We start from the raw sequence: 14,355 nt of genomic DNA on the forward strand, positions 1-14,355 counted from the left end.
TCGCCTCTCCTTATTGAGCATCTAAAATGTCTTGAGCGATCTGTGGATAACGGTCACGCAACATGGATACAAACAGATGTCGAATTTCATTCAGGCCCTGTGCATCATTGGCATCAAAGCGCACCGTGAAATATTCACCTGTATTGGATGCTCGAATGATGCCAAAACCATCATCAAAATCAAGACGTATCCCGTCAATTTTACTGATTTGTGCATTTAATTGCGTAGATTGCTGCTCAACAAAGTTTAAAAGCTCAGCAGGCTGCACCTGATGAGTGGAAATATATAAGTCTTCTGTTCCATGACGTTTTGGATAAGCACGCAAGGCTTCACTTAAAGTTACACCTTTCTGGTCCAGATATTCCATGACCCGAAGCGCCGCATAAAGACCGTCATCATAGCCCCAGCCACGTCCGTCATTAAAAACATAATGCCCCGCATATTCACCACCAAAAATGGCCTGATGCTGGGACTGTGCCAGATATTTTCGCAGGAATGAGCTGCCAGTACGAATCATCACCGGTTTTCCGCCCAGGCGTTGAACTGTATCGCGAATCAGGGTTGAACATTTAACGTCATAAACAAACTGACATGCTTCTGTGCCAGTCATACAAATTTCTGCGAATAAACAGAGAAGCTGATCAGCACTAATAATGACACCCTGCTCATCCACCAATACCAACCGGTCCCCATCACCATCTAGGGCAATACCCAGATCCGCCTGCTGTTGCATGACAACCTGACGCAAGGTTTGTAAATGTGCTTCCTGAGAAGGATCAGGCGCATGATCAGGAAAATGCCCATTGGCTTCACAACGTAAGGCGGTAACTTCACAACCTAGTTTTTGCAGTACCAAGTTGGCACAGCGTCCTGCTGAACCGTTCAGACCATCCAGCACCACTTTAAAAGGACGCTTCAGCTGAATATCTTCAAGCATTTCCTGCTGATATTGCAGACAAAATTCGGGAATAATTTGGTGAGGCAAATCATTCAAACACGATAAAGAACTATTTACATGAAGTTTTGCTTTTTGTGCGACCTGCTGAATCATCTCGGGACAAGGCGGCTCCCCTGCAATAATCCATTTAATTCCATTATCTTCTTTAGGATTATGGCTGGCCGTGACCATCACACCATTACCATCAAACTGACGCGCTGTGTAGTACAGCATCGGACTGGAACAACAGCCGATAATGGCGGCTTCAATAGCATAGTCCTGAAAAATACAGCGTATGGTTTCAGCAAAAGCCGGACTGCTGATTCGGGCATCATAGCCAATCGCAACCCGAGTCTGTCCCGCAGCTTGATATTGCTGAGCCAGACCATGCGCAATAGCATCAATCACACCTGTACTGAGTAAACTGACTTTACCCCGGATATCGTAGGCACGAAAAATGTGAGCCGGAAAGGGTTGATTCATGGATCCCATAAACTGTTCTTTTCACTATTGAATATAAGGAGATAAAATAATGATTAAGCAATCATCATGACTTTAAACATTTGTTTTTGTTTTAAGACTCTGTATTTTTATATGAATTGAATGTGACAATCAATTATAAAAGTATAATTATTAATCTTTTATGTATTTAATTTGTACAACTAGTAAAATAAATAAACCCAACTAAAAATGATTTCTTGCATTATTTATCACCTATTTTCTTAAATTCTAAATGATTTTATTTTTCTATTTAAATGATACTAAAAATTTATTTAAATATTTTTCATTAAAATTAAATTCAAGAATAAAGTTTATTAAATAGCTCTGTCATTTTTTTATTATTTTTATGATTAAAACTACAAAAAAATGACTTAACCCAGAACATCTAAGTTAAGTCATCCTTTAATTTTAGTTTTTACCGGTATGACCGAAACCGCCCGCGCCACGCTCGGTTGCTTCAAACTCATTCACCAGATCAAACTCAGCCTGTACCACAGGGACTAATACATATTGGGCTAAACGCTCACCAGGTTCCAGGCTAAATGCAGTCTGACTGCGGTTCCATACAGAAACCATCAGTTCGCCTTGGTAATCTGAATCGATCAAGCCAACCAAGTTACCTAAAACGATACCATGTTTATGACCCAAACCAGAACGTGGCAAGATCAAGCCAGCAAATGCTGGATCTTCAATATAAATCGCCAAGCCAGTTTTCACTAAAATCGTTTGCCCTGGTTCAATCACAGTCGTTTCGTTGACACATGCACGAAGATCGAGTCCTGCTGAGCCAGTCGTTGCATAAGTCGGCAATGGCCATTCCTGACCCAGACGTGAATCAAGGACTTTCACCTGAACTTTCATGTATTTATTCCTGTTGTTTAATATCAAAAAATTTAAAGAATCAAAATCGTAGCGTTCTGTTACTTTTACCGTTTAATCAAGGCACGTAAATTATCCAGATAATGCTGAGCCTGCTGTTTTGGGTCGATATTACCAGCCAGTTTTTTCTTGCGGCCTAACCATTCCAGTTCATCTTCTGGAAGCTCATCCAGAAAGCGGCTTGGGGTCATCTGTTTCATCTGACCACCCGCCTTACGTTGCTCAGCCAAGGTAATAGTCAAGCCCTGACGCGCACGGGTAATTCCCACGTACATTAGACGGCGTTCTTCCTCGACTGTTTCCGCAGCAATCGAGTTTTTATGCGGCAGAATTTCTTCTTCCAGTCCAATTAAGTAGACATAAGGAAATTCCAGACCCTTGGATGCATGCAAAGTCAGCAAGTTTACCTTATCGGTATCTTCCTCTTCCTGCTGCTGTTCCAGCATATCGAGAAGCACCATCTTACGAATAACACTTTCGATATTTTTTTCATCAACATCTTCTGCACGATTAATCAGGCTCTGAATACTGCTATACAGCACTTCAATATTATCAAGCTTGGTTTTTTCCTGTGCCGGAGTCGCTGCGGATTCCTTGATATAGTCAATATAGCCTGCTTCAACCATCATCTGACGGATTATTGGTACGGGTTCATCATCTTCCAGCAAGTTACGGGTAAAGTTATTAATAAAATCTGAAAATTCTGCCAGTTGTGTGGTTGCTTTCTTTGGAATCGCCATCGTCAGCCGCTGATCGCCTGCCGCTGACAGTAGAGACAGATTATTTTCCTGGGCAAACAGACCGAGTTTTTCCAGCGTCACCGGGCCAATGGCACGTTTCGGCGTATTAATAATCCGCAGGAAGGCACTGTCATCTTCCGGGTTAATGATCAGACGCAGGTAACTCATGATGTCCTTGATCTCTGCACGCGCAAAGAAAGACTGGCCACCTGAAAGTTTGTAAGGAATCTGCATCTGGCGCAACTGGGTTTCCAGAATACGTGCCTGGAAATTACCGCGATACAGAATCGCGTAATCTTTCCAGTTTTTACCATTCATCAGCTTATGCGTGATCAGGTCTTTGACTACGCGTTCTGCTTCATCATCATCATTACGACAGGTGATGACCCGAATCACTTCACCATGACCTTTATCTGACCAAAGCTTTTTATCAAAGATATGCGGGTTGTTGCCAATCACGGTATTGGCAGCTTTCAGAATACGGCTAGTGGAACGATAGTTCTGTTCCAGCTTGATCACTTTCAGATTCGGGAAATCCTGTTGTAACAGCGCCATATTTTCAGGTTTAGCACCACGCCAGGCGTAAATCGACTGATCATCATCCCCTACAGCGGTGAACTGCCCCATGACCCCGACCAGTAATTTCACCAGAATATACTGTGCAGTATTGGTATCCTGATATTCGTCGACCAGCAAATAGCGTACACGGTTCTGCCACTTATCCCGAACTTCGGCATTTTCCTGTAGCAGACGCGTTGGCATAACAATCAGGTCATCAAAATCGACGGCGTTATAGGCACGCAGATTACGCTCATAAAGTTGGTATAAATGCGCGAACTGAACATCTTCCGGGGTTTCACAAGTCGTGTGAGCCTGTTCTGGTGGAATCAGATCGTTTTTCCAGTCCGAAATCATCTTCATGGCTTTAGCAATCAGTTCTTTGCTTTCTGCACCTGAAAGATTATCGCGATGCATCAGATCCATCAGAATCCGCTTACAGTCATCGGCATCCAGAATCGAAAAATTATTTTTTAGCGGTGTGTGTTTGAGCTCTAAACGTAATAAATTTAGACCAAAAGTATGGAAGGTCGAGACTGAAAGGCCTTTGGCTTCTTCTCGGGTCAGCAATTTGGTGACACGCTCTTTCATTTCACGTGCTGCCTTGTTGGTAAAGGTCATTGCCGTGATCCGGTGGGCCGGAATACCACAATGCTTGACCAAATACGCGATTTTTCTTGTAATTACCGAGGTCTTGCCTGAACCCGCTCCGGCAAGTACTAACAAGGGTCCTTGAGTATATTTCATGGCTTCAAGTTGCTTGTCATTTAACTGACTGGCGAGTGACATATGGCTTCCTCTTCTAGATTCGGCTCCGATTATAGTCATCTCATGCCCAGATGCCTAATTGAAAATTCATTTTCCTGCGTCATCTTTCAGACATAAAAAAACCACCCGAAGGTGGTTTTTCTGCAAAATCAGTGATTACTGAACGGCATATACTGCGATTTCAACACGACGGTTTTGTTCTTTACCAGCCGCAGTTGAGTTGTCTGCGATCGGGTTCGCTGAACCAAGACCTTGTGCATTAATACGAGTACGTGCTACGCCTTGACCAGCAAGGTAGTTCGCAACAGATTGTGCACGTGCTTGAGACAATGGAATGTTGATTGAGTCATTACCAGTGCTATCTGTATAACCAGTTACCAAAATACCGCTTTGGCTGTCTTCAGTCAGAACTTGAGCAACTTTGTTCAATGTTGCATAGAAGTTTGGTTTGATGTTTGACTTGTTAGTGTCAAATGTAATCGCACCAGGCATTACCAGGTTGATTGAACCATCTGGATTACGGTTAACGTCTACGCCTGTACCCGCAGTAGCCTGACGTAATTTTTTCTCTTTATTGTCAAGATAAACACCAGCAGCACCACCTACAATTGCACCAATTGCAGCTGCACGGTTGTTTTGACGGCTAGTATTGGCATTACTTTTAGAAATACCATAACCTGCAGCAGCACCAATTACTGTACCCAAAGCTGTTTTGTCGTACTCAACACCACCCAGGTTATTGCCAGTAGTTTGACAACCTGTAAGTGCTACTGCCCCTGCTACAGCTGCTGAAATTAATAGTGCACGCATTGCATGCCTCCTTTGTAGTGTAATTTGTATCTTAGATCAGATAATGATTTAAAAATAATGGGATAACCATTGAATTTTTGTTAATAATAAATCTTTTATTAATATTTTGTAATGTTTATGTGTAACCAATTTCCTGAATTTCATCATAGTTTCTTCATAGTTTAACGATCAGACTTTCCTATTCGCTCAACTCCCTCTATATTGTTCAAAATGTGATGAAATTTAGACGATTATTCTCTGGGACTGTTTTTATATGTCATCTAAAAGCAAGCAACAAACGACTTTAAAAAAACTTACCCGTGGCCTCACGGTGACATCCGTCATGACTGGCAGTACTTTTTTCCATGGGCCACCCGTACTGGCTTTGGGGCTGACCAAACTTTTTAAGAAATCTTCTAAGATTGATGAAACCAATATCAAGATTACCAATAGCTGGTTAAGCGTAAATAACTGGCTGATTGACAATGTCCTGAAAAATACCAAATGGCAAATCAGCATTGACGAATCTCTGGATCTGAACATGCAGGGTCGTTATTTAATGACCTGTAATCATCAGAGCTGGGTAGATACCACAGTAAACCAGTATTTCGGTTTAACGCGTATGCCTCTCACCCGCTTCTTTACAAAATGGGAACTAATTTTTATTCCATTTGTAGGTCAAGCCTTTAAAATTCTGGGCTTCCCGATGATGAAACGGCATAGCAAGGAACAGATTGCCAAAAACCCTGCCCTGAAATACCGGGATATGGAAGAAGCACGCAAGGCATGTGAACAACTGGTTAGCCAGCCATTTACCTTGCTGAATTATCTGGAAGGCACACGCTTTACCCCAGAAAAGCATGAACAGCAAAAATCGCCTTATAAGCATTTATTGAAGCCCAAAGCAGGTGGTCTTGCGCTGGCACTGAACATCCTGGGGGACAAAATTGATGCACTGGTGGATATGACTATTGTTTATCCTGACGGTGTGCCAGGTTATGGGGAATTCTGGTTAGGCGAAGTTCCGCGTATTGCCGTGAACTTAAGAAAAATTGACATTCCGGACTGGGTACTCGGCAGCAATTATGAAGATGATGCAGATTACCGTGCACGTTTCCAGCAATGGGTAGACCAGATCTGGACTGAAAAAGACCAATTAATTGAGCAAATGCAGCAGAATCTGATTTCCGCTTCTGCCTGACATTTGCCAGAGAGACTATGAAGAACGACAACCCGGACCTCGTGTCCAGCTCATTTAAGTTTATTCGCAAAGGTACCTGGGGCTGGAAAATTGCACTGATTTACGACATTTTCATGATGGTTGTCATCATCATCAATTTGTTCTGTCTCTGTGCCAATGCCATTCTGATGAGCGATTTTGGGCACTGGTTGTTTGATTTCATTCGTCTGCCTGATGTCCTGCAGTTTTATAAAAGTGAATTACGTCCCTGGGTAGTGATTACCGAGGGATGGTTTACCACCTTCCTGATTATTGAGCTCATCGTTCGCTGGTTCATTGCCATTATTATGCGCCACCATGCCCGCTGGTGGTTCTTTCCCTTTGTGCACTGGTATGAAATTTTATCCATCATCCCCCAGCTACGTTTTTTGCGTTTGTTACGTGCAGTCGCGATTGGCTACAACCTACATAGCCATGGATACAAAGTCATACCCGCAAGCTGGTACAGACGGGGCAATTTCTACTATAACCTGCTGATGGAAGAACTTTCGAGCCGTGTAGTATTGACGGTACTGGATGGTATTAAACGTGAACTCAGCACCAGCACATCACATAAACAATTAATTGATGATTTGGTGGAACATCACCGTAAATTACTGGCTGTTGCTTTGGCAGATATCTTGCAAGAATCTTTGGGCAAGGAATTACAGGCACAGCGCTTCATGATTTCAAAAAATGTCGGGCAAGTCGTCAATCAGGCCATTGAAGATACACCTGAACTCACCCAGCTTCTGCGTCTGATTCCCATTGTAGGCGGGCGGCTGGAACGTCAGATCCAGAGTATTGGTCAACGTCTGGGAGAAAATATCACCCAAGGTCTGATCGATCCTTTTACACATAACGGATCACAAGAAAACCCGACTTTTGCCATGATTTCAGATAAGATTAGCCAGATTCAGATTGAACATAATCCACATATTGATAAATTGGTCGAATCGGCTGTTTTTGAGACACTTGAAGCCATTCAAAAACAGGTCAAAGTGAAACAGTGGCAACAGATTTTAGAAGAACACGAACAAAATCAGGGCTCAATCGATAGATAAGTTTTCATTTGTGGAATCGGCTAAGATAAGTGGATTCTATTCGTATAAAAAAATAACTTGGATCGCTAGAGAATTAACGAAATTTGTTCTAGGATTTGCACTATTTACAACATCGCTTCGACATAAAACAGCAAGTCAGAAGTATTAAGGAAAAATTATGGCTGACATACGGATAAAAGGCAGAATGGTCAATGCGCTACGCATTAGCCTCGATACCAATGATCATGATGCAATCCGCCAGCAACTGAAACCAAAATTACAAGCGGCTTTTCCGCCAGGCACATTGGCGGTGATTGAAAGTTCAGTCGACCAGGAACTGATTGCCCTGATCCAGTTACTGATTGATCTCGAAGTTCAGCCTATGGCAGTGACTGAAGGGATTCTGGGTGATCAGGCTCGTGCGATTCAGTTCCCTGTTCTGCCACCCGACCGTCAGTTGCAAGAAATTAAGGCGACCAAAGAACAGGTCGTGGAAGTCAAACCCGAATCTGCTGCTGACGATAAAAAAGCTGATGCAGCACCGATTGTTGCGCATGTGACTTCTTATCATGATGAAATTCTGCGCACCGGCCAATGCATTGTGCAGAATCAGGGTGACATTATTATTACGGCTGGAATAAACAGTGGTTCAGAAGTGATTGCTTCAGGCAATATCCATATTTATGGCAGCGCGCGTGGCCGTGTGATTGCAGGTGCGGGTGGCAATACTGCAGCGCGTATTTTCTGCCATGCGCTGGAAGCCGAACTGATTTCTATTGCAGGTACTTACTGTGTGGCCGACGACATTCCACCGAATGTTGTGAAAAAACCCGTGCATATTTACTTGAATGATCAACAAGAGCTTGTATTTGAAGCTCTACAATTTTAATGTATAAATAAACACCAAAAACCCCATTTTATAGGGGATTTGAACCATAACAGGAGTGGATTCGGTGGCGAAAATTGTTGTCGTAACATCAGGCAAAGGTGGCGTAGGTAAGACTACAACAAGTGCATCTTTTGCAACAGGTTTAGCCCTACGTGGCCACAAAACTGTGGTAATCGATTTTGATGTAGGCTTGCGTAACCTTGATTTGATTATGGGCTGTGAACGCCGTGTAGTATATGATTTTGTAAATGTTCTCAATAACGAAGCACGATTACAACAAGCACTGATTCGCGATAAAGATATTGAAAATTTATATATTTTACCTGCTTCACAAACACGTGATAAAGATGCTTTAACTGATGAAGGCGTAGAACGTGTAATGGATGAGCTTTCACAGGAATTTGATTATATCGTGTGTGACTCACCTGCAGGTATTGAACGTGGTGCCATTTTAGCCATGTACCATGCAGATGAAGCTATCATTGTGACTAACCCTGAAATTTCTTCAGTACGTGACTCTGACCGCATCATTGGCATGTTAGATAGTAAAACTAAAAAAGTAGAACAAAACGAAGGTCGCATCCGTAAACACCTGTGCATTACCCGTTTCAATCCGGAACGTGCCGATAAACAGGAAATGTTAACGATTGACGATATTTCTAAAGATATTTTACGTGTTCCAACCTTAGGTGTTATTCCTGAGTGTCCAAGCGTTCTACAGGCATCGAATGAAGGTAAACCAGTGATTCACTTTACCGAATCTGCCGCAGGTCAGGCTTATGATGACCTTGTAGCACGTTTCCTGGGTGAAGAGCGTCCTTACCGTCATATCGAAGTAAAACCTAAGGGCTGGTTAGCACGATTATTTGGAGCGTAAACATGGCTGGATTCTGGAGTAAACTTTTTAGTAGTGAGGATAAACCATCAAGCGCACAAACCGCGAAAGACCGTTTGAAAGTCATTGTTGCTTCTGAACAGGGTTTAGGGCGCCGTTTGAGTCAGGATAAAATTGACCAGATGAAGACAGAAATCATGCAAGTGGTAAATCGCTACGTCCGCGGGGTTGATGAACAGCACATTCAGATGCAGGTACGTTCTGAAGCAAATATTGAAATGCTTGAAATGAATATCAATTTACCTGAAGAGCGATAATCTGAATTTTGATTAGTCAAGTAAATTGATTCAAGGCAAAATATGAGCCTCAACAAAGCGCCGCTTTGTTGAGACGCAAGACAAGAAGTTTGGCTTCGCGTTGACTTGATAGTAATTACTATTTTACCTAGTCTCAAAACGTGAAGTGATACTTCGAATGGACAAAGTGCATGATAAGACTTTGCCTCTTGCGAACTCATATTTTGCCTTTTTTCATGCCGAAGAATTACATCAAGGAGATTGCGATGGCATTATCTCAACCAGCGACCTTTAACGAAGAATGGTCAGATGAGCGTGTATATGCCTACCTGAATCAGCTTCCTCCTGCAGGCGTCAATGCAGATTTCCATGTGCTTTATCATGCATTCAAGCATATGCGCCCTTTTGACTATGAGCGCCTGCTAACCAAATTTGTCGCAGACGGTCGCGATCTTAACGCCACCAATCCGGAAGGACAGCGCATTCATGACGTGATTGCCACTTATCCGCGTCAAAGTGCCGAGTTCTTGGCAGTATTAGAAAAATTTGCATAAGTCAAAATGCATAAAAAAGCCTGCTTAAAGCAGGCTCTTTTTAATCGCTAGAGATTCTGGATTTAAACCAGAATCTCACGCTTACCATTGGCACCCATTGAGCTGACAATGCCATTTTCTTCCATCTGGTCAATGATCCGTGCAGCACGGTTATAACCTAGACTGAACTTACGCTGCAAAGATGAAGTTGATGCTTTGCGGGTTTCCAAAACAAAAGCCACACACTGGTCATACAGCGCATCTCGATCCGATCCACCATCTCCACCATCTTCAAAACCACGACTAGACGGTTCTTCATCAAATGGAGTCAGGATCTCATCCACATAGTTAGGCGCTCCACGTTCACGCCATGCATCACAGATCCGGTTCACTTCATCATCGGCAATAAAGGCCCCGTGTACGCGCTCCGGCTCAATTTTACCCGGGCCAAGGAACAGCATATCACCATGACCGAGCAAGTCTTCTGCACCACCTGCATCGAGAATGGTACGTGAGTCAATTTTCGAGTTCACACGAAGTGCGACACGTGTTGGAATATTGGCCTTAATCAGACCGGTGATGACATCTACCGATGGGCGCTGAGTTGCCAGTAACAGGTGAATACCAGCAGCACGGGATTTCTGTGCCAGACGGGTAATCATTTCTTCGGCTTTTTTACCAACCTGCATGATCATATCTGCGAACTCGTCCGCTACGATCACAATTGAAGGTAGTGGTGTCAGACGTGGCGCACGCTCCCCTGCCACAGATTCACTGGCTTTCCAGGTTGGATCAAATAGCTCTTCACCATTGGCAAGCGCCTCTTCCACCTTACGGTTATAGTCGCTGAGCTTACGGATTTTCAGGAAAGACATCAGTTTGTAACGACGTTCCATTTCATTCACACACCAGTTCAAGGCACTGACCGCATCTTTCATATCGGTCACAACTGGGGTTAACAAGTGTGGAATATCATTATAGTTGGCCAATTCAAGCTGTTTTGGATCGATCAGGATCAGGCGTAACTGGTCTGGTGTGTACTTCAATAACATCGATAGAATCATCGAGTTAACCGCCACCGATTTACCAGAACCTGTAGTCCCTGCCACCAGCATATGCGGTGCTTTACCCAGTTCAGTAATTACCGGATTGCCCGAAATATCCTTACCCATGGCCATCGACAAAATGCCATCAGGATCATTGAATTTTGGAATCTGTACCAGTTCAATCAAACGCACCATTTCACGGCTGCTGTTCGGAACCTCAATCCCGATATAAGGCTTACCTGGAATGACTTCGACTACACGTACTGAAGCCATTGACATCGAACGGGCCAAGTCACGTGAAATATTAGTGACTTTGGAAGCTTTCACGCCAGGTGCAAGGTCCAGTTCAAAACGTGTCACGACTGGGCCTGGTTGAGCCTCGACCACTTTGGCTTTAACGTTAAATTCCTGAAGTTTGATTTCCAGAAGTTCTGATAAACGGGATAATTGCTCTTCAGTGAAATTCACTTTTTTGTTCGGATCGACTTTATCCAGCAATTCCAGACCCGGCAATGGTGACAGGTCTTTACGGCGCTCAGCGACCTGCATGGCGCGTGACATTGGACGTCCAGCGGCATCCGTCAATGGCGCATCGAAATCAAACTCGTCTTCATCCTGAGGCTTACCGGCAGTTTCATGCCAAGCTTCAATAAATTCTTCTTTGGACAATGCTTCCTGAACTGCTGCATTAGTCGCTGCGGTTTGAGCTGTTGTCTCTACACGCTGAATCGGTGCCTGAACAAAAGCAGAAGACTGGGCATAGCTTGACGCACGTACAGGTGCGGGTTTTGGCTCATCGGCTTCAACAAGCAAGTCGTCCAGATCATCAAAATCTGCTTCCAGGCTGGTATTTTTAATCGCATGTGCAGCCATGAGCGGAACAGCAGCAGTGGAACTGACCGTTCCAGCATTTTCTACAATTCGAAGGGATTTTTCAGCTGCTGCTGAATTAAACGGACTATGCACATCCGTTGCTGTTTTACCTTGCGGAACTGCGGCCAATAACTCATCAAAAATTTCATCATCATCCCAATCCAGATTATTCTTAGCTGTAGCGGATGATGTCACTTCATGAGCACTATGATTCGTTGGTGCAGCTGCAAATGCGTCAGGAGAAAAGTCAGCTTGCTCTTCTTCTGCAGCTTTAAGTAAGGCATCGATATCCTGCTTGTGACGCTGGTCTTCATTGGAATGTAACGCACGCCACACCTCCCCTGTTGCCACCACACGATCCGGCTCTGCTGTTCGCGGTGCTTGTTCCTGAACAGGTTCTGCAACTGATGTCTGTACAGTTTCAGAAATATCTTCTTCATAGTGGTGAGGCTGGTGCGATTCTTTATCTGCAAAATCCTCAAACAGGCGTTCAGCGACATGATCGCGAACTACAGGGTCGACTTCTACCAGATCATGTTCAGGTGCGGCAGTGACCGGTACTGTCACTTTTTTGGCAGCTGCTTTTACCGCTTCTTTTTTCATTACAGGCGCAGTACGGTCAAAATCCGACATGCCTTCTGGTACATTACGATAGAACAGATCTTGCAGATAAGCAGGCGTTGCCTTGAGACTGCTCCAGGTCTTGTTCCATTTCACACCAAATGCCAAGGTAAACAGAACCACCCAAAGCACCAGCAAGAAAAAAGCTGCGCCATAGACGGTTAGTAATTGTTCAAGACTTTGGCCCAGCTCATAGCCAATAATGCCGCCTGAAGAATTATCCAGCGTATCGGCTGGAACTTGCCAGAACAGGAACAGCAACGCCGATGTAGTCAATAACAGGAAGAATTGGGCAGCATAACGGAATGGACGGTTCAGGAAGCTGCGCGGCCACCAGACCTGGATTGCTTCCATAAACAGATACACAGGGATCAGCAGGCTTGCCCAACCGAGAAAACCAAATAACAGGTCTGAAATCCAGGCCCCTGCAACCCCACTCGCATTTGAAACTGTCTGCGTATCACTAGAGATATGCATCCACCCCGGATCAAATGGTGTATAGGTCACTGTTGCAAGAAACAGATAAATCCCAAATGAGACTAAAAATAATGTCATTACTAAGCGCTGTGCATAGGCACTCGACACCGCTGTCATATACTGTCCTGTAACCAATTCTTCATGAATATTCTTTTGCTGGTATGCTTCAAAAAAAGCGTCGCAATAAAATGCATATTATGCACCTGTTGCATCAAAAAAGATGCATTATTGTGTACTTCTTCTATATAGCCCAAATCGATTTCGATGATCAATAATATCGACTTTAATCTCACACCACTGTTATACAGTTTCACGTATAATTCAATAAATTTCTAAATAAAAAAGGATACAGCGAATGAGCGCACGTCACTCACGACTGATTATTTTAGGTTCTGGCCCTGCTGGCTATAGCGCAGCAGTCTATGCAGCGCGTGCAAACTTAAAACCGACCCTGATTGCAGGTCTGCAACTGGGTGGTCAATTAACCACAACGACTGAAGTAGATAACTGGCCTGGCGATCCTGAAGGTCTGACTGGTCCAGCTTTAATGGAACGTATGCAGGCTCATGCAGAACGTTTTGGTACTGAAATTGTTTATGATCATATCAATGAAGTTGACCTTAACGTTCGTCCATTCGTCCTGAAAGGCGATATGGAAGAGTTCACTTGTGATGCCCTGATCATTTGTACTGGTGCAACTGCGCAATACCTGGGTCTGGAATCAGAAGCTGCATTTATGGGTCAAGGCGTGAGCGCTTGTGCAACCTGTGACGGTTTCTTCTATAAAGAACAAAAAGTGATGGTTGTGGGCGGTGGTAATACCGCTGTTGAAGAAGCGTTATATCTCTCTAACATCGCTTCTCACGTGACCCTAGTTCATCGTCGTGATACGTTGCGTTCTGAAAAAATCCTGCAAGACCATCTTTTTGAAAAAGAAAAAGAAGGCAAAATCAGCATTATCTGGAATCATCAGGTAGAAGAAGTGTTGGGTGATACCACTGGCGTCACTGCGGTACGTTTAAAATCAACTCAAGATGATTCAACTCAGGATGTTGAAGTTTCAGGTCTGTTTGTTGCTATTGGTCATAAACCAAATAGCACCATGTTCGAAGGCCAGCTAGAACTGCGTGATGGCTATATTCAGGTACAAAGCGGTACAGCGGGTAATGCCACTCAGACCTCTATCCCGGGTGTATTTGCTGCAGGCGATATCGCAGACAGCATCTATCGTCAGGCGATTACCTCTGCAGGTTCAGGCTGTATGGCAGCACTGGATGCAGAAAAATATCTCGATGCAATGGGTAAATTAGACTAAGCATCGAAAATAAAAAGACCGTCCATCATGGGCGGT

General features: G+C 43.8%; 12 protein-coding genes. 7 read left to right on the top strand and 5 right to left on the bottom strand.

Annotated elements, in window-relative coordinates; genetic code table 11:
• Nucleotides 1–10: 10 nt before the first annotated feature.
• The 4 genes from AC4MCD_RS11110 to AC4MCD_RS11125 all read right to left on the bottom strand — a co-directional run bounded on the left by AC4MCD_RS11110 (nt 11) and on the right by AC4MCD_RS11125 (nt 5,193).
• Nucleotides 11–1,429 (bottom strand): phosphomannomutase/phosphoglucomutase, encoded by a 1,419-nt coding sequence (locus tag AC4MCD_RS11110; protein WP_419363085.1) that lies wholly within the window; start codon nt 1,427–1,429, stop codon nt 11–13.
• A 417-nt stretch (nt 1,430–1,846) separates the two neighbouring features.
• Nucleotides 1,847–2,299 (bottom strand): dUTP diphosphatase, encoded by a 453-nt coding sequence (gene dut / locus AC4MCD_RS11115; RefSeq protein ID WP_313483909.1) that lies wholly within the window; start codon nt 2,297–2,299, stop codon nt 1,847–1,849.
• 65 nt (nt 2,300–2,364) lie between these two features.
• Nucleotides 2,365–4,404, bottom strand: coding sequence for a DNA helicase Rep (gene rep, locus AC4MCD_RS11120; protein ID WP_253171965.1), 2,040 nt, complete (start codon nt 4,402–4,404; stop codon nt 2,365–2,367).
• A 135-nt stretch (nt 4,405–4,539) separates the two neighbouring features.
• The gene (locus tag AC4MCD_RS11125) at nt 4,540–5,193 is read right to left on the bottom strand and encodes a YiaD family glycine zipper/OmpA-like lipoprotein (RefSeq protein WP_416657008.1); all 654 of its coding nucleotides are present in this window, start codon (nt 5,191–5,193) and stop codon (nt 4,540–4,542) included.
• A gap of 253 nt (nt 5,194–5,446) precedes the next feature.
• Between AC4MCD_RS11125 and yihG the strand changes: the two genes are divergently transcribed.
• The 6 genes from yihG (at nt 5,447) to AC4MCD_RS11155 (ending at nt 10,008) form a co-directional block, all read left to right on the top strand.
• Complete coding sequence (yihG, locus tag AC4MCD_RS11130) at nt 5,447–6,373, top strand: 1-acylglycerol-3-phosphate O-acyltransferase, YihG family (RefSeq protein WP_491876114.1); 927 nt, start codon at nt 5,447–5,449, stop codon at nt 6,371–6,373.
• A 17-nt stretch (nt 6,374–6,390) separates the two neighbouring features.
• Nucleotides 6,391–7,455 (top strand): preprotein translocase subunit SecA, encoded by a 1,065-nt coding sequence (locus AC4MCD_RS11135; RefSeq protein ID WP_491876115.1) that lies wholly within the window; start codon nt 6,391–6,393, stop codon nt 7,453–7,455.
• A gap of 157 nt (nt 7,456–7,612) precedes the next feature.
• The gene (gene minC, locus AC4MCD_RS11140) at nt 7,613–8,323 is read left to right on the top strand and encodes a septum site-determining protein MinC (protein WP_491876116.1); all 711 of its coding nucleotides are present in this window, start codon (nt 7,613–7,615) and stop codon (nt 8,321–8,323) included.
• Nucleotides 8,324–8,387: 64 nt separating this feature from the next.
• Nucleotides 8,388–9,200 carry a septum site-determining protein MinD gene (gene minD, locus AC4MCD_RS11145; RefSeq protein WP_166137968.1) on the top strand — a complete coding sequence of 271 codons (813 nt, stop codon included), beginning with the start codon at nt 8,388–8,390 and terminating at the stop codon, nt 9,198–9,200.
• Nucleotides 9,201–9,202: 2 nt separating this feature from the next.
• Nucleotides 9,203–9,475 (top strand): cell division topological specificity factor MinE, encoded by a 273-nt coding sequence (gene minE, locus AC4MCD_RS11150; protein WP_004783265.1) that lies wholly within the window; start codon nt 9,203–9,205, stop codon nt 9,473–9,475.
• Nucleotides 9,476–9,720: 245 nt separating this feature from the next.
• Complete coding sequence (locus tag AC4MCD_RS11155; RefSeq protein WP_004783267.1) at nt 9,721–10,008, top strand: PA4642 family protein; 288 nt, start codon at nt 9,721–9,723, stop codon at nt 10,006–10,008.
• A gap of 62 nt (nt 10,009–10,070) precedes the next feature.
• Here the strand turns inward: AC4MCD_RS11155 and AC4MCD_RS11160 are convergent, their stop codons facing one another.
• Nucleotides 10,071–13,121: a DNA translocase FtsK gene (locus tag AC4MCD_RS11160; RefSeq protein ID WP_491876117.1), complete on the bottom strand. Its 3,051-nt coding sequence runs from the start codon at nt 13,119–13,121 to the stop codon at nt 10,071–10,073.
• 238 nt (nt 13,122–13,359) lie between these two features.
• On the opposite strand from AC4MCD_RS11160, the gene trxB reads away from it, so the two are divergent.
• Nucleotides 13,360–14,319, top strand: a complete 960-nt coding sequence (trxB, locus tag AC4MCD_RS11165) for a thioredoxin-disulfide reductase (protein WP_004783272.1) — start codon at nt 13,360–13,362, stop codon at nt 14,317–14,319.
• Nucleotides 14,320–14,355: the final 36 nt, after the last annotated feature.

This window comes from Acinetobacter sp. CAU_H_78 (assembly GCF_058599365.1).

Coding starts and splice junctions, on each gene's coding strand:
- AC4MCD_RS11155 (WP_004783267.1), top strand. CDS start 9,721: ATGGCATTATCTCAACCAGCGACCTTTAACGAAGAATGGTCAGATGAG.
- dut (WP_313483909.1), bottom strand. CDS start 2,299: ATGAAAGTTCAGGTGAAAGTCCTTGATTCACGTCTGGGTCAGGAATGG.
- minE (WP_004783265.1), top strand. CDS start 9,203: ATGGCTGGATTCTGGAGTAAACTTTTTAGTAGTGAGGATAAACCATCA.
- rep (WP_253171965.1), bottom strand. CDS start 4,404: ATGTCACTCGCCAGTCAGTTAAATGACAAGCAACTTGAAGCCATGAAA.
- minC (WP_491876116.1), top strand. CDS start 7,613: ATGGCTGACATACGGATAAAAGGCAGAATGGTCAATGCGCTACGCATT.
- AC4MCD_RS11135 (WP_491876115.1), top strand. CDS start 6,391: ATGAAGAACGACAACCCGGACCTCGTGTCCAGCTCATTTAAGTTTATT.
- AC4MCD_RS11110 (WP_419363085.1), bottom strand. CDS start 1,429: ATGGGATCCATGAATCAACCCTTTCCGGCTCACATTTTTCGTGCCTAC.
- yihG (WP_491876114.1), top strand. CDS start 5,447: ATGTCATCTAAAAGCAAGCAACAAACGACTTTAAAAAAACTTACCCGT.
- AC4MCD_RS11160 (WP_491876117.1), bottom strand. CDS start 13,121: ATGACAGCGGTGTCGAGTGCCTATGCACAGCGCTTAGTAATGACATTA.
- trxB (WP_004783272.1), top strand. CDS start 13,360: ATGAGCGCACGTCACTCACGACTGATTATTTTAGGTTCTGGCCCTGCT.
- AC4MCD_RS11125 (WP_416657008.1), bottom strand. CDS start 5,193: ATGCGTGCACTATTAATTTCAGCAGCTGTAGCAGGGGCAGTAGCACTT.